Origin of the sequence: Paenibacillus vietnamensis (genome assembly GCF_020169515.1) — a bacterium.
Lineage (GTDB): Bacteria > Bacillota > Bacilli > Paenibacillales > Paenibacillaceae > Pristimantibacillus > Pristimantibacillus vietnamensis.
Genome location: NZ_JAHMHW010000024.1, coordinates 1 through 16,728, shown reverse-complemented (window position 1 = coordinate 16,728; position 16,728 = coordinate 1). Strand labels below are relative to the sequence as shown.

Annotated in this window: 20 protein-coding genes, 1 rRNA gene and 1 riboswitch; of the genes, 2 read left to right on the top strand and 19 right to left on the bottom strand. The window is 49.6% G+C overall.

Features of this window, described 5'->3' with window-relative positions; genetic code table 11:
* Nucleotides 1–92: 92 nt before the first annotated feature.
* The 8 genes from KP806_RS25185 to KP806_RS25150 all read right to left on the bottom strand — a co-directional run bounded on the left by KP806_RS25185 (nucleotide 93) and on the right by KP806_RS25150 (nucleotide 7,259).
* A complete protein-coding gene (locus KP806_RS25185; protein ID WP_224726515.1) occupies nucleotides 93–278 on the bottom strand; it encodes a small, acid-soluble spore protein, alpha/beta type in 186 nt (61 codons plus the stop codon).
* 158 nt (nucleotides 279–436) lie between these two features.
* Nucleotides 437–712 carry a biofilm formation stimulator Veg gene (gene veg / locus KP806_RS25180; RefSeq protein WP_224726514.1) on the bottom strand — a complete coding sequence of 92 codons (276 nt, stop codon included), beginning with the start codon at nucleotides 710–712 and terminating at the stop codon, nucleotides 437–439.
* Between the two features lie 180 nt (nucleotides 713–892).
* The gene (gene yabG / locus KP806_RS25175) at nucleotides 893–1,780 is read right to left on the bottom strand and encodes a sporulation peptidase YabG (RefSeq protein ID WP_224726513.1); all 888 of its coding nucleotides are present in this window, start codon (nucleotides 1,778–1,780) and stop codon (nucleotides 893–895) included.
* 66 nt (nucleotides 1,781–1,846) lie between these two features.
* A complete protein-coding gene (rsmA, locus tag KP806_RS25170; RefSeq protein ID WP_224726512.1) occupies nucleotides 1,847–2,728 on the bottom strand; it encodes a 16S rRNA (adenine(1518)-N(6)/adenine(1519)-N(6))-dimethyltransferase RsmA in 882 nt (293 codons plus the stop codon).
* A 4-nt stretch (nucleotides 2,729–2,732) separates the two neighbouring features.
* Nucleotides 2,733–3,281, bottom strand: coding sequence for a ribonuclease M5 (gene rnmV / locus KP806_RS25165; RefSeq protein WP_318153811.1), 549 nt, complete (start codon nucleotides 3,279–3,281; stop codon nucleotides 2,733–2,735).
* A gap of 122 nt (nucleotides 3,282–3,403) precedes the next feature.
* Nucleotides 3,404–4,552 (bottom strand): ubiquitin-like domain-containing protein, encoded by a 1,149-nt coding sequence (locus KP806_RS25160; RefSeq protein WP_224726510.1) that lies wholly within the window; start codon nucleotides 4,550–4,552, stop codon nucleotides 3,404–3,406.
* A 251-nt stretch (nucleotides 4,553–4,803) separates the two neighbouring features.
* Nucleotides 4,804–4,988, bottom strand: a riboswitch (cyclic di-AMP (ydaO/yuaA leader).
* Between the two features lie 183 nt (nucleotides 4,989–5,171).
* Nucleotides 5,172–5,945 (bottom strand): TatD family hydrolase, encoded by a 774-nt coding sequence (locus KP806_RS25155; RefSeq protein WP_224726509.1) that lies wholly within the window; start codon nucleotides 5,943–5,945, stop codon nucleotides 5,172–5,174.
* Nucleotides 5,946–5,960: 15 nt separating this feature from the next.
* On the bottom strand, nucleotides 5,961–7,259 hold the full coding sequence (locus KP806_RS25150; protein ID WP_224726508.1) for an HD domain-containing protein: 1,299 nt from the start codon (nucleotides 7,257–7,259) through the stop codon (nucleotides 5,961–5,963).
* A gap of 270 nt (nucleotides 7,260–7,529) precedes the next feature.
* Here KP806_RS25150 and KP806_RS25145 point away from each other — a divergent pair, with 270 nt between their 5' ends.
* Nucleotides 7,530–7,784 (top strand): AbrB/MazE/SpoVT family DNA-binding domain-containing protein, encoded by a 255-nt coding sequence (locus KP806_RS25145; RefSeq protein ID WP_028609554.1) that lies wholly within the window; start codon nucleotides 7,530–7,532, stop codon nucleotides 7,782–7,784.
* Nucleotides 7,785–7,938: 154 nt separating this feature from the next.
* Here KP806_RS25145 and rsmI read toward each other — a convergent pair whose 3' ends face one another.
* From rsmI to KP806_RS25095, 10 genes are all read right to left on the bottom strand, one after another.
* Complete coding sequence (gene rsmI / locus KP806_RS25140; protein ID WP_224726507.1) at nucleotides 7,939–8,820, bottom strand: 16S rRNA (cytidine(1402)-2'-O)-methyltransferase; 882 nt, start codon at nucleotides 8,818–8,820, stop codon at nucleotides 7,939–7,941.
* Nucleotides 8,817–9,485 (bottom strand): tRNA1(Val) (adenine(37)-N6)-methyltransferase, encoded by a 669-nt coding sequence (locus KP806_RS25135; protein WP_224726560.1) that lies wholly within the window; start codon nucleotides 9,483–9,485, stop codon nucleotides 8,817–8,819. The genes rsmI and KP806_RS25135 overlap by 4 nt, the downstream gene beginning before the upstream one ends.
* A 297-nt stretch (nucleotides 9,486–9,782) precedes the next feature.
* On the bottom strand, nucleotides 9,783–10,190 hold the full coding sequence (locus tag KP806_RS25130; protein WP_224726506.1) for an initiation-control protein YabA: 408 nt from the start codon (nucleotides 10,188–10,190) through the stop codon (nucleotides 9,783–9,785).
* 60 nt (nucleotides 10,191–10,250) lie between these two features.
* Nucleotides 10,251–11,054 (bottom strand): PSP1 domain-containing protein, encoded by an 804-nt coding sequence (locus KP806_RS25125; protein WP_224726505.1) that lies wholly within the window; start codon nucleotides 11,052–11,054, stop codon nucleotides 10,251–10,253.
* A gap of 3 nt (nucleotides 11,055–11,057) precedes the next feature.
* Nucleotides 11,058–12,035 (bottom strand): DNA polymerase III subunit delta', encoded by a 978-nt coding sequence (gene holB / locus KP806_RS25120; RefSeq protein WP_224726504.1) that lies wholly within the window; start codon nucleotides 12,033–12,035, stop codon nucleotides 11,058–11,060.
* Nucleotides 12,036–12,056: 21 nt separating this feature from the next.
* Complete coding sequence (locus tag KP806_RS25115) at nucleotides 12,057–12,500, bottom strand: YaaR family protein (protein WP_224726503.1); 444 nt, start codon at nucleotides 12,498–12,500, stop codon at nucleotides 12,057–12,059.
* 16 nt (nucleotides 12,501–12,516) lie between these two features.
* Nucleotides 12,517–12,846, bottom strand: coding sequence for a cyclic-di-AMP receptor (locus KP806_RS25110; RefSeq protein ID WP_224726502.1), 330 nt, complete (start codon nucleotides 12,844–12,846; stop codon nucleotides 12,517–12,519).
* A gap of 75 nt (nucleotides 12,847–12,921) precedes the next feature.
* Nucleotides 12,922–13,578, bottom strand: coding sequence for a dTMP kinase (gene tmk, locus KP806_RS25105; protein ID WP_224726501.1), 657 nt, complete (start codon nucleotides 13,576–13,578; stop codon nucleotides 12,922–12,924).
* 105 nt (nucleotides 13,579–13,683) lie between these two features.
* Complete coding sequence (locus KP806_RS25100; RefSeq protein ID WP_224726500.1) at nucleotides 13,684–15,198, bottom strand: aminotransferase class I/II-fold pyridoxal phosphate-dependent enzyme; 1,515 nt, start codon at nucleotides 15,196–15,198, stop codon at nucleotides 13,684–13,686.
* 111 nt (nucleotides 15,199–15,309) lie between these two features.
* Nucleotides 15,310–15,501 carry a sigma factor G inhibitor Gin gene (locus KP806_RS25095; protein ID WP_224726499.1) on the bottom strand — a complete coding sequence of 64 codons (192 nt, stop codon included), beginning with the start codon at nucleotides 15,499–15,501 and terminating at the stop codon, nucleotides 15,310–15,312.
* A 243-nt stretch (nucleotides 15,502–15,744) separates the two neighbouring features.
* On the opposite strand from KP806_RS25095, the gene KP806_RS25090 reads away from it, so the two are divergent.
* Nucleotides 15,745–16,275, top strand: a complete 531-nt coding sequence (locus KP806_RS25090; protein ID WP_224726498.1) for a transposase — start codon at nucleotides 15,745–15,747, stop codon at nucleotides 16,273–16,275.
* A 227-nt stretch (nucleotides 16,276–16,502) separates the two neighbouring features.
* On the opposite strand, the gene rrf is transcribed toward KP806_RS25090, so the two are convergent.
* A 5S ribosomal RNA gene (rrf, locus tag KP806_RS25085) occupies nucleotides 16,503–16,619 on the bottom strand.
* Nucleotides 16,620–16,728: the final 109 nt, after the last annotated feature.

Below are 16,728 nucleotides of genomic sequence, written 5' to 3'. Positions count from 1 at the left end.
CGAACGCAATAAAAGCTAAGCACTGGTAAATGACCGTCAAACGGCTCCAGCTGCTTAGCTTTTAGCATTTTTTATTCCTGCTTTCGCTTGGACTATTGTCCGTTGTTTTTGGCTGCCGCCTGCTCGGCGAGCTGGATAGCCCGCTTCACCATATTGCCGGCATCCTTTGCGCGAATCCCGCCCCAGCCTTCCTGCTGCACGGTATCGTAAAATCCGAGGTCCTTGGCGAGCTCATATTTCAACTGCTCCGACATGACACTGCGTCTTCTGCGGCTCATTCGCATTTCCTCCCTTATCCGACATTAACATTAAAAAGCCTGTAGCACTCCGCTGCAGGCTTAGTATGCTTCGGATTCGAGACTCCGATACGTTTCCGCTCCTTTAAAAAAGGCGCAGATATAATCTGCGCTGAAAGGCCACTCGGGCTCTCTATCGTCTATTGCTGCAAATGGGCGATTCTAACATGGCCTTCATCATTGCATACGGTCACTTCCACCGATTCGGTCAGAATGTCCGCGTAGCTGTAGGAAACCCGCTTAAAAGCATGCTGCTCCTCATCAAGCTTAACAATGAATACAGAAGGGTAGATTTCTTCCAACGTGCCGGTTCGTTCGATGGTCTTTCGTCGGCCACCGTTAGCTCTAAGACGGATTTTGGAGCCAACGTGAGCCTCCAAGCTGCGTTTTATATCCAATAGCGTATTTTTTGCCATTGTCCACTACCACCTCTTTCCTTGTCCATTATAACCAGAAAGAGGGTTAATGTCAAATGAAGAGAAATATTATATCAGCAGCGTTAATTACTTGTCAACGGTATTTTCGTACATTTTTTAAAATCCATACATATATGTGCAAGAAAAATACATACTATGAAGTTGCTTCAAGAAAGCCGGCTATACCTTCAAAACAGGATTTGACGAAGTAATTTTCGGCTTCGGCAGGCCGACTCGGAAACGGCCCAACGTTTCTATGCCTCCTACGCCGTCAATTCCGCTGATCGTCCCGTGAATCACATCCGCTAAATTGATCGTGTCCTTGATGGAGGTATAGCTTGCTTTTATCGCGATATAGACGGGATCCAGGGCGTGTATCAAAATACGGCCGGGTGAGCTGGCAAAGTTGGAACCGGCCTGAAGCAGCGCCTCGAAGTGCGATTGGCAGGCACCTGCCACTACGACTAGGCTGTCACGGCTTTTCTCATACTCGCGCGCGACGCGTACGGCATTAACGAAATGCTGCGAATTTTTGTAGCTGCTCAAGCTGAAGAGATCCATCGACGAGCGGTTTTTGAGCACGCCGTCATGGCCCGTGATAACGACAATATCCGGCTTCAGCTGCGGAAGCAGGCGATATAAGACATCCGCCATTTGGGATTCATGCACATGAAGGCCATGGGAAGGGACATGCATCGTATTGTACAGCTGCATGCTTTTCTTTAAATAATTGCCGTCGCCGTCAAGATGCAATACTTTTCCGGGCACTTCAAAGAAGGATTGATTCTGCTGCTGCATGGCATGACGAATATGCTGCTCGGCTTTTTCCGTCTGCCGCTCTCTTTCCGACCGCATACGATTGATGGAGTCATTTACTTTAATCCGGACTTGCTGCACCGCTCTTGTCGATTCCGGATCGCGTACGACCGACAGATCGGGAATCGGAGCGTCCGCAAGTAATCGGTAGTCCGTGCCTTTCAATACGGCATGATTTGTGCGAACGGCTTCTACTCGGAACAGCACGTCACCGCCATACGAATTGCGGACGACCAGGTCCCCTTGCTTCATGGGTTAATCACCTCTTCGTCTATCCTATGGGCAGAGAGGGCGAATGGTGAGTATTTTTTGGGAAGCTTAGCCGCGCCAGCCTTTCTCCAGCATCGCCCGGCTGATAACTGCGAATTCCTCGAGCGACAGCGTCTCTCCCCGTCGCACGGGATCGATACCGCATGCCCGTAGAAGCTCCGTCAGCTCTTCGCGCCGCTCCTTGCCGACGAATGCCGTCAAATTGTTGCCGAGCGTCTTTCTGCGCTGGGCGAAGCTTGCCTGCACGACGCGGAAAAAATGCTCCTCGTCCGGCACATCGACGGCCGGCTTGTCGCGCAGAGCCAGCTTAATAACCGCGGAATCGACATTCGGCTGAGGAATGAATACCGTATGAGGGACCGTGCACACGACCTCAGGCACGCAGTAGTACTGGACTGCTACGCTCAGACTGCCATACTCCTTGCCGCCGGGCTTCGCAGCCATCCGCTCCGCTACTTCCTTCTGTATCATCACGACGATATTCTCGAGCGGCAGCTTCTCCTCCAGCAGCTTCATCAAGATCGGCGTCGTTACATAATAAGGCAAATTGGCGACTACGCTTACGCCCGTTAAACCTTCGAAGCGCTCTGCGAACACCTGCTTCAGGTCCAGCTTCAGTACGTCACCGTGAATGACCGTCGTATGCTCCTCACCTTCCAGCAGCTCCTTCAGGATCGGAATAAGCCGGTTGTCGATCTCGACGGCGGCCACTTTCCCCGCAGCATCCGCCAGCCGCTGGGTAAGCGCACCGATTCCGGGACCGATCTCAAGCGCACCCTTCGATTTATCGAGCTCGGCCGCCGCTACGATTTTGTTCAAAATATTTTGGTCGATCAAAAAGTTCTGGCCCAAGCTTTTCTTGAAGGAAAATCCGTATTTCGCGATAATTTCCTTCGTCCTCTTCGGTGTTGCGATATCTTGTCCGCTCACTTCGCTATTCCCCCAATTTCTCTTCCATCTGCTTGCGCGCAGCCATAAATTCCTCTTTCGAGATGCGGAAGCTGGTGCAGCGCTTATAAAATTGTTTTCCGTTCGCATAACCGATCCCAAGCAGCTTACCGAGCAGAAGCCTCCTATTCGCGGCATCGGGATGAACGATAAGACCCGCCTCCATCAAATCCTCCCAGCTGATTTCGCCGGTCTCGCTTGCGGATTCGGTACGGAGCTCGGACAGCGCCTGCCGGATAGCCTCCGGACTCGCGTTTTCAATCCCGATATCCCCTTTATATAAGGCCTTCTCCTGCGGCAAAAAAGCATGCTTGCACCCTGGAGCGTGACGGGCCACGATTTTCCGGATCCGCTCGCCGGCATGGTCGGGGTCCGTGAAAATAATAATGCCGCGCCGCTCGTTCGCGAGTGCAATCCTCCTCAGCACATCCTCCCCGATAGCCGATCCGTTCGTCTCGATCGTATCCGCCTCGACGGCCCGCTTCACCGCAGCCGTATCGTCTTTCCCCTCTACAACAATGATCTCCTTGATCACCCGGTTCATTCCTTTCCGCTTGCTTGTTTCGCTTTACAACATGCAAAAAGAAGAGGCAGTGCCTCTTCTTATAATGGCATATTTAATTCTTTCTTAAAATAAATTAATAATAACCTGTTCTATTAGCTGGCAGTCGGTTTATTCGGACCAAGGACATAAACGGTAATTCCCTTTTTCCTGCCAAACTTCATTGCGGTCTTCGTGCTGTCAAAATAGACGTCAATTTTGTTGCCGTCTATGGCACCGCCCTTATCCTCTGCGCGGCGGAAGCCGATTCCCTCTATATAGACCCACCAGCCGATCGGAATAACCTTCGGATCTACGGCTATAGTGCGGCCTTCTTGAACACGGGTGCCGGAAGCGGTAATCCCGTACAAAGGATGGCTCTCATCCTTGCCGGTCGAAGCTACGCCAGCGGAATAAGCGGTAAGCGTAACGTTCTTCAATACCTTCTTCGCTTTAAAAGTGACTCCCCGTTTGGTCAATGTCTTCACGCTTGGGGCGGAGTTCGACAGCACCGTCACTTTCGGTGCCGGCTTCTTCGTTCCGATCGCGACTACCTGATTGACGGCAGCGGTTTCCACAACCTTGCTGACCGACTTCTTCGAAATGAGGACGCCGTCCTCATATTTCTTCTCGATTTGTTCAACGACAACGCCTTCCTTGCCGGTCTGCACGAGCTTTTCTTTGCCGGCCTCCAGCGTCGGGTCATTCTTCTTCACGATAGAATACGGAACCTTATGCTCCGTCTCCGATACTCGCGTATCTACACGTACAACGGTTACTGTCTGCTGCGGATCCAATTTGGTTTGAAGCGCAGGCGTTACTTTATCTTGACTACGTATCGAAATATTTAATTCCTCTACCGCTGCTTTAACTGTTCTTTCTGTCGTGTACACCGTTGATGTCTTGCCATCAGCCTTCACAATGACCGGAATCGCCTGTTTAACCTCGATTCGATCACCGTCTTTAATTGCCGCATTAAGCGGGACGGATACCTCGTCATGTGGTCCAATTGTGATAGCTTGTTCATCCAGTAGGCGTTGCAGGACCCATTGTTTGGTTTCAACAACGGTTTCTTGTCCGTTCACTACTACGGAGACGCTTTTGACAGCCGTTCCGTACAACAACACCAAAAACATGAAAGTCATAGCGATTGAGATAGCAGCACTTAAAAGTATCAAACGCAAGTTTTCACGCTTCCATCGCAATGCGAAAGACATGCTGGATGATCGTTTCCCATGGGTGTCCTTAACCTGGAGTAGTCCCACTTCTTCGGTCCTCCTTCATAGCCCCGCCGCCAAGTGTGACGCATGATCCAACTGACGCGACTATTAGTATATTGGCGTGCAGGCACGCAATCCAGAACTACTCTCCGACCTCCCACCTCCATTTTCTAACCCTATGTCGACCGATTTCCGAATATTCGAAAATAAAAAGAAGCCGTCGACAGAGGATCTGTTTCGTGGCTTCCCTGGTAACTTAATACTCTGGGATACAGAAAAAATGGATGCACGAGGTTGATCGCTCTCTATGGTCGCTTACGAGGTTAGCTGACGGGTTCGGGCAAGAGAGTCGCCCTAATCGATGCACCTTGCTCATGGCAAAGCTTTCGAAATTCACCCCTGAATAAAATTCTAAATGCGATTCGTCAACCGCATTTGGTTCCCCCGCTCTCCCTATTCGGAGATTAAGCGCAAACTGGAAATCCAATACATAATGTTATGCTCTGAAATGAATCATACCCTCATACGTGGTGAATTGTAAAGATACGATAAAAGACGATTTTAGCGAAAAAGTCTGGTTAAGACGGAAAAATGAAGCGATTCACGAGTTAAAAAACAGTTTTTTCTTGATAAAGGTCTTTAATTCTCGTGATTTCAGCCGTTCTCAGACAATACCAAAACATTTTTTACCGTTTTCTGTCGTGATTGCACCGATTTCCTCCACCGTTTTACCTAATAATTCGGCTGCCGTCTCTGCGACTAAAGTCACATATGCAGATTCGTTTCTCTTGCCCCGGAATGGGTGAGGAGCCAAATACGGAGCATCCGTTTCGATCAAAATCCGGTTGAGCGGAACCCTTTTCAAAACCTCTTTCGGAACCCTTGCGTTTTGAAAAGTGACAGGCCCCCCGAACGAAATGTAGAAGTTCATATCGAGACATTGCTTGGCCGTCTCCCAGCTGCCGGAAAAGCAGTGCATGACTCCTCCGACCTCGGACGCTTGTTCCTCCTTCAGAATCCGGACGATGTCCTCGTGAGCATCCCGGTTATGGATGACGATCGGCATTTGAAGCTTGCGGGCGAGCCGGATTTGTTCCCGGAATACGCGCTGCTGAACCTCCTTCGGGGAAGTGTCCCAGTGGTAATCAAGCCCGATTTCGCCTATAGCCACCACCTTCTTATGGGCGCACAGGCGCTCGATCCATTCGAGGTCCTCCGGCCGCATGTCGATGCTGTCTACCGGATGCCAGCCTACCGCTGCATAAATAAAATCGTATTTCTCGGTGAGCGCGATTGTCGTTGGAATCGTCTCGCGGTTAAATCCAATATTTAGAAGAGTGTGGACGCCCGCTTCCCGCGCCCGTGCAATTACGCTCTCCCGGTCTTGATCGAATTTATGCGAATCGAGATGTGTATGAGTATCGAACAATAATGTCATATCGGTATCAGGCTCCTATTCTAATTTAAACAATTTTTTTAGAGGTTCGCTTAGCAGATGAACCGACTCCTTTAGCGGCTCCTCCGGATAATACAAGTGATATTGGCCTTGATGCAGACCCGTAATTGAGCGAACAATGTCGGATTTCGCAGATATTTCGCTTATTTCATCTTCTCCAAGTAACAACAAAATCGGCGCTTTTTCTCTTTTTTCGCCTTCTTTTTTATCTGGGCGGTACACGTCGTACGGCAAATCGAACGGAAAGTCGATTTCCATGTGATAATCCGGATTCATTCCAATAGAAGAAAAACATTCGCTTATTTCATTAAGTAACGTTTCATCCGGATTTTCGATGGTTACGTACTTGTATAACTTACGGTTTAAGAACCGGTCGCACAAGTCGCTAAGCAGAGGATCGCTCTCCTCCTGCCACTGCATAAATACCGTCTGAACAAGAGCTTCGTCCAATTTCAAATAATCATCGACCGATAATTGGTTATGAAGAAGCCCCTTTAGAGGCGCTGGCATCCACTCAAATACATAGCCACCCACATAAAGCTCCTGCGCTCTACGAAATATTTGTCGTAAAATGATCTCTGAGCTTCTGGTAACAGGATGGAAGTAAATCTGCCAATACATTTGATAGCGGGACATCAAATAATGCTCGACGGCATGCATGCCGCTTTCCTTCACTACAATCTGCCCTTTATGCGGCCGGAGTACGCGCAGAATGCGTTCCAAATCAAACGTTCCGTAATTCACACCGGTAAAATAAGCGTCTCTCAGCAAGTAATCCATTCGGTCGGCATCCATCTGGCTGGAGATAAGGCTTACGACGATCGGCTGCGGATACTTCTTTTGAATGACCGCTGCCACTTTGTCCGGAAAGTCCTCGGAAACCTCCCGGAGAACACGGTTGATTCCGGTATCTTCCAGCAGGATTTTGCAGGTCCATTCCTCGTGATCCGTGTCGAATACCTCCTCCAGGGAGTGAGAGAACGGTCCATGACCGATATCGTGGAGAAGGGCGGCGCACAGCGAAACCAGCCGCTCTCCCACCGGCCAATCCGGGTAACCGTTCCGCTCGAATTGCGATATGATTTTGCGCGTAATTTCGTATACGCCGAGCGAATGCGAAAACCGGCTGTGCTCCGCGCCATGGAAGGTTAGATAAGAGGTGCCGAGCTGCCGGATCCGCCTTAGACGCTGGAACTCATTTGTATTGATCAAATCCCAAATAGTCTGATCCTGGACATATATGTAATGATGTACGGGATCCTTGAAAACTTTCTCTTCCGTCAGCTGTTCCTTCATTGCTCTCATCTCCTTTGTTCATGGTTTCGACACAATCTTATGAAGAATGTCGAATAGTGTCGTATTTCAGTTTCCAAATTGTCGAAGCTGTTGTATTCTATTACAGAGTAATATGACCCTATTATCTAGTCAAATGCCCCATAATACCAGTGATTTCAAGCTATTTTCCAGTTGACTATTTTGGTAATGGTTGGTATTATAATAATCATAAAAGTAAGAATTATGTCGAACGATGGCGAAACACATTTTGGAGAGGGGCAATGATAGATTATGATGAAATCTACAGGAATTGTTCGTAAGGTCGATGAGCTTGGACGCGTTGTTATTCCGATCGAATTGCGCCGTACACTCGGTATTGGCGAAAAAGATGCCCTTGAAATTTATGTAGACGGCGAGCGCATCATGCTGAAGAAATACGAGCCGGCTTGTATCTTCTGCGGCAATGCAGAGAACGTTTCCTATTTCAAAGGAAAAATTGTTTGCCATATTTGTCTATCTGAGATGCCTACACCTGTGACAAAATAAAAAAAATAGGTTATACTGTACTTATCCAATTGTTAATTCTAACCTTTTTATAAACTCCTTGATGCCTTCCTGCGCTAGAACCCGGCCAGGAAGGTCCTTTTTTTTATAATGACCATCTAGCCATCCATCCTCTTCCCGCCGGACAAGCGCATTATTACCGGTTTACTTCATTATATACGTCCCGCTTCGATAACCCGCGATCCTGAGCCGCTTTCTTAATTGCTTCCTTACGGCCGTACTGCTCCTCATAACTAGCCACATGGGCTTCGAGATCCAGCCCCGACCACCAAGCCGTTTCCTGCGCATTGTCATCGAACGTCTCTTGATCTATTCCTTCTATAATAATGCAGAACTCGCCGAGCGGCGGATTGTCACCGAACCATGCCATGCATTCGGATATCCGTCCGCGCACCGCTTCCTCATGCCTCTTCGTCAGTTCCCTTACGCAGGCGATGTTCCGGTCTCCCAAACTTTCCACCATCACTTCCAGCGTTTTCACCAACCGGTGCGGAGATTCGTAGAAAATCAACGTTTCTTTTTGCAGCTTCAGCTCAAGCAGCCATTTCGAGAGCACCTTCCGCTCGCGCGGCGGGAAACCCGCGAACAAGAAACGTTCCGTAGGAAGACCTGACATGATCAGAGCGGATAGGGCCGCATTAGCTCCTGGTACGGGGATGACCGGGATATCGTGGCTGACGGCTTCCCTGACCAGATCGGCGCCCGGATCGGAAATGGCCGGAAGACCGGCGTCGCTGACCAGCGCAATCGACTGGCCTTCCAGCAGCAGCCGGATCAGCTCCGGTCCGCTTGCTTTTTTATTATGTTCATGGTAGCTGACCGTTCTCGTACCAATTTCAAAATGCGTCAGCAGCTTCCTGGTTTGTCTCGTGTCCTCCGCCGCGATAAGCTGTACTTCCTTTAATATTCGAATGGCGCGGAAGGTCATATCCTCCAAATTGCCGATCGGCGTACCGACCAAATACAGGCAGCCTAACTTAGACCGCTCATCCTGCGAAAAGCTCTTTTGTACATTCATACGATCTGTACCCCGTTCTCATAAACCATAATCGGCGGAAGCAGCTTAATATCAGGCTTCCCATCCCGAACGGCTTCGATTAATATCATGTTGGCTTCGGCCCCGGCATGTGGGTGAACGAACTGGATCCGTTTCGGCTCCAGGCGCCATTTGCGCAGCGTCTCTGCAATATCCAGCAGTCTTGAAGGGCGGTGCACCATCGAAACTTTCCCTCCCGGGCGTACGAGCCTTGAGCATGCCTCCGCCACATCCTCCAGCGTGCAATGAATTTCGTGTCTGGCGATCGCATAGTGCTCATTCTCGTTCTTGTCCCCGGCCGTTACGGGCATATAGGGAGGATTGACGGTAGCCGCATCATAGACACCATTACCGGCAAGCTGCTTGTACACACGTAAATCCTGTTCAATAACCCGTATTTGTTCGGACAGCCCGTTAAGCGCTACGCTTCTTCTCGCCATATCGGCCAGACGCGGCTGGATTTCGACCGCATCGATACTTGCTTTCGTCCGGTCGGACAGCAGCAGCGGGATCACCCCGTTGCCCGAACAAAGATCTACGATCCGCCCGTATTTCGGCACCTTTGCGAACCGCGAGAGCAGCACTGCATCCAGCGAAAAACTGAATACGTCGCGGCTTTGTATTATTTTTAGCCCGGAATCCGTCATTAAGTCGTCCAACCGCTCATTTTCAGCAATAATTATTGGTTCTGACACGTGAATGAAAGCTCCTTTTCCAAAATATAAGAATTTATAAACTTGAGTATATAAATGACTTCTATTTCAACGCGAAACGAGCTTTTACCGCCAAAGGATGGCACAGAACCGAGCTGCGTAAAGATGCAGCTAACGGTTCATGCGTAGCGCCAGCCGTCTACGCTTGACGATTAATGATGACTTTCCTCTTTCTATAATAACAAAAAATACCGCCCTTTGCGGCAAGGACGGCATGTCATTCGAATTCCGCTATTTATTTAGAAAGGATAAACAGAATAAGCAGTCACCTTCCGTCCGCAAATGTCCGTAATATACGTTACAGATGTGGAATCCTTCGTGATACAACCGAGTCAGATTATCGTGACCTTCTCCGACAGCTGCACCCGTATCCGTGAAAGTCTGCTCGACGGCAGCCGCCACGGCTTGGCTTACGGCCGCATGCTTCCGCTTAGGCGGAGCAAGGTTCGCTTCCTTGCCCCGCTTCAGCTCGGCTTCCCTTCTAAACAGCTGACGCAGCTGGTCGTTCTCCTCGCTCAGGCGCATGTTCTCTTCAACCAGCTCTTTAACCTTCTGCTTCAAGGCGACCAATTCGGAGTGAAACACGCCGACCTGCTTGTCCATCTCGTCCATTTTTACGAATATATCTTTATTCTCCAAGTTTCCACCCCAGAGCTTCAAGCGTGAGTGCTGCCTCACCCGTGAGAACGCACCCTGCCTTTACTTGATCACTACGTCATCGAGCGGCAGTTCTTTCGGTTTACCTGGTAGATCGAATAGTTGCACATACACGCTTTTGGCGGATGTGTTCAGGCCGGTCACTTTACCTTCACCATACGAGGTAATAACAATCTTGCCGACGGCCGGAAGCTCTTCCCTGACGCTCTCGTAATTGTCATGCTCATATTTCAAGCAGCACATAAGCCGGCCGCATAATCCCGAAATCTTCGTAGGGTTAAGCGACAGGTTCTGATCCTTCGCCATCTTGATCGACACAGGCTCGAAATCCCCCAGCCACGAGGAGCAGCAAAGCACCCTGCCGCAAGGTCCAATGCCTCCGAGCATCTTCGCTTCGTCCCTTACGCCAATCTGGCGAAGCTCGATCCGGGTCCGGAATACACTGGCCAGATCCTTCACCAGCTCCCGAAAGTCGACTCTGCCTTCTGCCGTAAAATAAAAAATAATCTTGTTGCGGTCAAACGTAAACTCCACGTCAACGAGCTTCATGCGAAGCTGGTGACCTTTGATCTTCTCAAGGCAAGTGACAAATGCATTTTTAGCTGCGGTGCGATTTTCTTCGACAACCTTCGCATCCACATCGCTGGCAATACGAATCACTTTCTTAAGAGGAAGGACGACATCCGATTCACCGACTTGCTTCTGTCCCACCACCACTTTACCGTATTCGATTCCCCGCGCTGTCTCGACAATCACGTGTTGTTCTTTGTCTACGGGGTGGTCGACCGGATCAAAGTAATAGATCTTGCCCGCTTTCTTGAAGCGAACACCGACGACATTATACAAGGATTAGCCCTCCTGTAGCTTAACCAATAGTTGCTCAAATGCGAGCTGAGGCGCAACATTTGCACGCATACGCTTGCCCGCTTCGAGCGTATGCTCGATGCCCTGCACCCATCCTGCCACAGACCGGTGAAAAGCATGCTTGCTTATCCATTCCAACTGATCTATAAAAACGATATTATCCTGCCTTCCGGCCTGGAACTGAATCATATCTTTAAACCATAAAACCAATAACGACAGCAGCAATTGAATATGCTCGACCAATTCCGTCTTAAAAAGCTGCTGCTGGGCAGTGATCATCGCCGCGGTGAATCGGGTCAAACTCTCCTTGCCTAATTGTATCACTAGGTTTCTGATTTCTGCAAATTGATTCTGCTGGAGAAATTGCCTAGCTCCGTCCAGACCGGAGGTCAGATGAACGGCTGCTCTCGCCAGCGCCTGCGGTGCGCCTTCCGCAACAAGCACTTTGAGCATGCTTTCAGGCGGCATAGGAAGAAAAGGAACCCACTGCGTGCGCGAGCGAATCGTAGGGAGTACGGCTTGTCCGTTATCGGTCAGCAAAATCGCAACGACAGGCGATAACGGCTCCTCTAAAAATTTAAGCAGGCTGTTGGCAGCCTGCAGCGTCATTTTATCCGCCTGCTCGATCATGTATACTTTGCGTTTCGTACCGCTGTTGCGATAAGAGAAATCGCGCTGAAGCTCGCGGATTTGGTCGATTTTTATCGATTGCCCGTCCGGTGATACGACCGTCAGATCGGTTTGGTTGCCGTGCTCGAATTTTCGGCATTCCAGGCACTCCCCGCAAGCTTCAACTCCGCCCGACGTGCAAAATAACGCTTTGGCAAATTCCCGAGCCATCGCCATCCTGCCCGTTCCGGACGGACCGTTGAACAGATAGGCGTGTGAAATTTTACCGCTTTGCAGAGCATGCTTCAATATCCGCTGCGCTTTCCATTGTCCAGACACTTGTTCAAGGCTCATAACGTTCTTACCTTTCTTTCGTTAAAACAACAAATTAATGAGCAAGCCCCGCAAATCGCCGATCTTGCCCAGCAGCTCGATTCTGCCCTGCTCGCTGTCCAGCAGATCTTCCGCCATAGTAACGAGTGCGGCATCGATTTCATCGAGAAGCTTGTATCGTTTGATGCGCCCCCTGCGGTCGAAGCCCTTGACTTCCTTCAGCACCACGCCGCGGCGGACCGTATCCTCGAGAAACTGCTTAACCATTTGACGGTACAGCTTGAGCTCGCGTACGGTCATCGTCCTGGCCAGCCGCTCGCCCTGCCTGTGAATGTCCTGCAGCTTCTGCTGCAGCTGTTCCCGGGTGCGGATCGCATCCTGCTGAACCATCACATCGGCAAAATTTTTCGGCTGGACTTTACTGGAGCCCGAATCGTTGCTTGTGCGGCTTTGCCCAAGCGGCCGGAGGCCATGGTCAATTTTCATGAGTGGTCACGCCCGTTCAGAAATGTTCAAACCGTTCGACCGGAACGACAAATACGGCTGCACCGCCGACCTGCACTTCAACCGGGAACGGAATATAGGAATCCGTAGATCCGCCCATCGGGGATACCGGCGTGACCAATTGGTCGCGCACTTTGCAATTGGAATTGATGACATGGAGCACCTCGTGTACCCGCTCATCCTCTATTCCGATCATAAACGTCGTATTTCCCGCCCGCAAAAATCCGCCGGTACTCGCAAGCTTTGTCGCCCTAAAGCCTTCGCGAACCAAAGCGTTAGACAACCGGTTGCTATCCTTATCTTGAATAACCGCGATTACTAATTTCATCTTCATTCCCCCTTGACTACTATTAGAATAGGTTATTGAGGTGTTCGGCTGTTCGTGAATAAAAAAGCCTATCCCTTAAAGTTTGACATCGGTTGCAAAAAATCCTGCAAATCGCTGCTCGATTACGTTTAATACGTCATGATATACCTGTTCCGGACCTAATTCGGCATTAATCAACACGATTCGCTCCGGGAACTTTTCCAATAAAAGGTGGTATCCTTCCCTTACTTTCTCATGAAACGACATCTGCTCCAAATCAAGCCGGTTAACCTCTCTCTCCGCAGCTTGAGATATCCGGGAAAGGCCGGTCTCCGGCGTCACATCCATATAAATGGTCAGATCGGGCATGAGCTCCTGGATCGCAAAACGGTTTATTTCCCAAACGGCGTCCATACCGAGCCCTCTAGCATGACCTTGGTAAGCGAGACTGCTGTCGACGAACCGGTCGCAGATGACGAATTGCCCCTGCTGCAGCGCCGGCACAACCTTTTCCACCAGATGCTGTCTGCGGGCAGCCGCGTAAAGCAAGGCTTCCGTTCTCGCATCCATTGTCACATGCGCTTTGTCCAAAATAACGGATCGAATCTGCTCTGCAATCGGAATGCCGCCGGGCTCTCTTGTCGTCAGCACTGATTTGCCCCGCTCAAGCATCATATTCGAGAGGCGCTCAATCAGTGTAGATTTTCCTGCTCCTTCTCCGCCTTCTATTGTAATGAAAATCCCCTGTTTCAAGCTTAGGCTTCTCCTAACATATAAGTTAATGATTCGTTCCTCTATCTTAGCATCCTGTTTGTACATACACAATCGCTTTCACGCAGCTTCATTCTATATGTCATCTCAAACGCAATAAACGGCGATCGTCTCCATCGCAGAATCTGCCGAACCTTGGAACTTGGCGCCTGCTGCCGATAAACGGGTGATTTTGTCGATTGCTTCTCGTGATATCATTTCCCCTGGATATAAGACGGATATGCCGGGGGGATAGGGAGTAACCATCTCAGCCGAAATCCGATGCTCGGAATGTCGGAGTTCGACGCGTTCGGTCGGGACATTCTTGAACCGTTCTCTTGTGAACGGCACAGGCTCCGATAGCTCCGGTGCTACATGTTTCCTGTCTACCGGGGCTGGGGCTGCGTCCTGTTTGTGCATAAGGACATCCTCTATGCCGCATTCCTTTACAATTCCCTCAATTGCTTCTTGTAGCCTGTGACAATCCTCCATCGCTGCTCCTATGCCGAATAAAAGCACCACATAACGCGGATCGGCCATTTCGGTAAAACATCCATACTCTTCTAGACGCAGCTGCAGATCAAAGCCGGACAACTTTCGGCTTCTGTCGAAAATTATTAATCTAAGAGGATCCCTATAAACGTGACCGTTTTCCAGGTATTCATCGGAAATTTCCGCTTCTTGTATTGAACAAGAGCGCAGGTTCAGCCATGTTCGTAAAGCAGCTGCAGCTGCCAAAGCCTGCTCAAACATTCCGCTTCCCAGAGAGTCGATCATTGCTCGGGAAATATCAATGGACGCTATAAGCGGAAATGATGGGCTTGAGCTTTGGATCATAGCCAGATGCTCTCTTAATGCGGCTCTGTCTATCCGGCCTCCCTGCACGTGCAGCATGGCCCCCATCGTTAGTGTCGGCAGCGTTTTATGGGCGGATTGCACAACAGCATCTGCTCCGGCAGCCAATGCCGACTGCGGCAGCAGTGGATGAAAGCCGTAATGAGCACCATGTGCCTCGTCCACGATAAGCGGTTTATTATAGCGGTGGGCCATTTTCGCATAAGCCTTTAAACACACACCCATGCCGTAATAATTAGGATTGGATAATACAACGGCTTTCGCATCAGGATACTTTTTGAGCGCTTCCTCTAATTGCTCGAGCGCAGGGACCGTTGAAAGCTCGGATAAGGGCTCCGTTTGCGGAGTTAAAAAAACGGCAGTCGCTCCCGCCAGCTTCAAACCGTTTATGATCGACTTATGTACGTTTCGCTGCAAAATGACTAAATCCGCTGGACCGCATAATGTTAAGAGCAGCGCGATATTTCCAGACGTACTGCCGCCCACCAAAAAATAAGTCTCGTCCGCCCCGAAGGTACGCGCCGCCAGCTGCTGAGCTTCCCTTATCGATGCCTCGGGATGGTGCAAATCGTCGGTGACGGAAAGCTCCGTTACATCCAGCTTCATAATCGACTTGAACCAATCCGCAGGCTGTATGTCAGGAGCGCTGACCGGAAGCTGGAGCTCCATCGCCCCTCCATAACTGTGGCCTGGCACGTGGAAGCTGACGGGAGATCTCCGGGCGTGACTGACCAGAGCATTTAATACAGGCGAATAAAAAGGTTTCATTATATAAGATTTTCCTTTCCTTGCATGTCTGACATCATCCGTTTGGATTTACTATCTATTGTACTAAAAAGAATGCACAAAAAAAGAGCAGCTTCATGATTCAGAAGCCGCTCAAGCGTTTTTCTCCAAAAAGATTTGTTTCATCTGATGGATAAAAAAAGGATACTTGTCATCCCTTACATCCGTCCGTACCATTTCCATCTCACAGGGTTCGCATATAAACCCGGAAATAATCCGGATTCCTTCGCCTTCGGACTTTTGCTCTCCGCAAATGACGCATTGATGCTCGAGTTTATTGTCCATTACTTTCACCACTTTCTCTTACAATCCTATATAGCTATTATTATGGCATAAAATCTATCTTTTTATACTTGTTTCATAGCCCATTTCAAATATTTATATATCCTATGCAACAAATGGGCTAATGGTGACTTGCGTTTTGAAAATGTTCCAATTCGCTCTGGATAAATCCGATTCGAAAACCGATATAGTTATCGAGTAACAAATCGAAAGTATGAACGACATTTACGGGAGGGAGCGTTTTGCATGCGACAAACGTTATCCGAGCAAAAAAATGCAACGATTTATCAATATCAGCTTGTAAAGCGAAAGCTGATCCGGCCCGAGCTCATTCAAAGCCATCTGCTTGTTGCGGCAATATTGCTGGCCTTTCAGCTGCTCATGTATCAAATGGACGGGCTGTTTTCTTGGTTATTCGGATTTGCAGTCATACAGGTGATCCATATCGCCATTATACTTTTAACCTTTATTCGGGTAGACGAAGCAGCAGATCGAAAATGGGTATGGCGGATCACTCCCCCGTGGATCGGCTTTAAGCCCGCTAACGATATCAAGCTGCTGCTATTCCGCCGGGTTCACAGGCATCTCTTCTGGATTGGTTTATGCGCCATTGCCGCTCTTTATCCATGGGTAAAGGAAACGCTCATGATCAGTCTGGTTACCTGGCATTTATGGCTGCTTATCCCTCGCCTTCTGCTTTCTTTTTCGTTCCGAAACGAAAAGAAAGACGGCATATTACGCCTTCAATCACGTGAAGCGTCCTATTATCATCGGTGAGCCTATATGGCCTTTGAGCTTTTTAGCGAGCTTCTAAGGCCTATTTTTATTATAAAGAAATGACTGATATGCTACAAAAACTTATCGCATGCGACTGGCTTCCTGTGCTTAAGCCGGGCCTGCTTCACGAGTGACTTCGATCATGGTTCAGTTACTCTCCCCGGGAGAGTGCGGACCGATTCAAGCACAACAAAAAACCTGCCGCATAACTGCGACAGGCTTCCCGTGCTTGGCGACGTCCTACTCTCCCAGGACCCTGCGGTCCAAGTACCATCGGCGCTGGAGGGCTTAACGGTCGTGTTCGGTATGGGAACGCGTGGTTCCCCTCCGCCATCGCCACCAAACGTAGCGTGGATTGCACGCTGAAAACCGGATACGAAAGATCAGGCTGCTGAAAGCCTTTGTTGGTGTCTGCCGGTTGTATGGACCAAGCAAACGTTATAGGATAAGCCC

Coding starts and splice junctions, on each gene's coding strand:
- KP806_RS25185 (WP_224726515.1), bottom strand. CDS start 278: ATGAGCCGCAGAAGACGCAGTGTCATGTCGGAGCAGTTGAAATATGAG.
- veg (WP_224726514.1), bottom strand. CDS start 712: ATGGCAAAAAATACGCTATTGGATATAAAACGCAGCTTGGAGGCTCAC.
- yabG (WP_224726513.1), bottom strand. CDS start 1,780: ATGAAGCAAGGGGACCTGGTCGTCCGCAATTCGTATGGCGGTGACGTG.
- KP806_RS25155 (WP_224726509.1), bottom strand. CDS start 5,945: ATGACATTATTGTTCGATACTCATACACATCTCGATTCGCATAAATTC.
- KP806_RS25150 (WP_224726508.1), bottom strand. CDS start 7,259: ATGAAGGAACAGCTGACGGAAGAGAAAGTTTTCAAGGATCCCGTACAT.
- KP806_RS25145 (WP_028609554.1), top strand. CDS start 7,530: ATGATGAAATCTACAGGAATTGTTCGTAAGGTCGATGAGCTTGGACGC.
- rsmI (WP_224726507.1), bottom strand. CDS start 8,820: ATGAATGTACAAAAGAGCTTTTCGCAGGATGAGCGGTCTAAGTTAGGC.
- KP806_RS25135 (WP_224726560.1), bottom strand. CDS start 9,485: ATGACGGATTCCGGGCTAAAAATAATACAAAGCCGCGACGTATTCAGT.
- holB (WP_224726504.1), bottom strand. CDS start 12,035: ATGAGCCTTGAACAAGTGTCTGGACAATGGAAAGCGCAGCGGATATTG.
- KP806_RS25115 (WP_224726503.1), bottom strand. CDS start 12,500: ATGAAAATTGACCATGGCCTCCGGCCGCTTGGGCAAAGCCGCACAAGC.
- KP806_RS25110 (WP_224726502.1), bottom strand. CDS start 12,846: ATGAAATTAGTAATCGCGGTTATTCAAGATAAGGATAGCAACCGGTTG.
- KP806_RS25100 (WP_224726500.1), bottom strand. CDS start 15,198: ATGAAACCTTTTTATTCGCCTGTATTAAATGCTCTGGTCAGTCACGCC.
- KP806_RS25095 (WP_224726499.1), bottom strand. CDS start 15,501: ATGGACAATAAACTCGAGCATCAATGCGTCATTTGCGGAGAGCAAAAG.
- KP806_RS25090 (WP_224726498.1), top strand. CDS start 15,745: ATGCGACAAACGTTATCCGAGCAAAAAAATGCAACGATTTATCAATAT.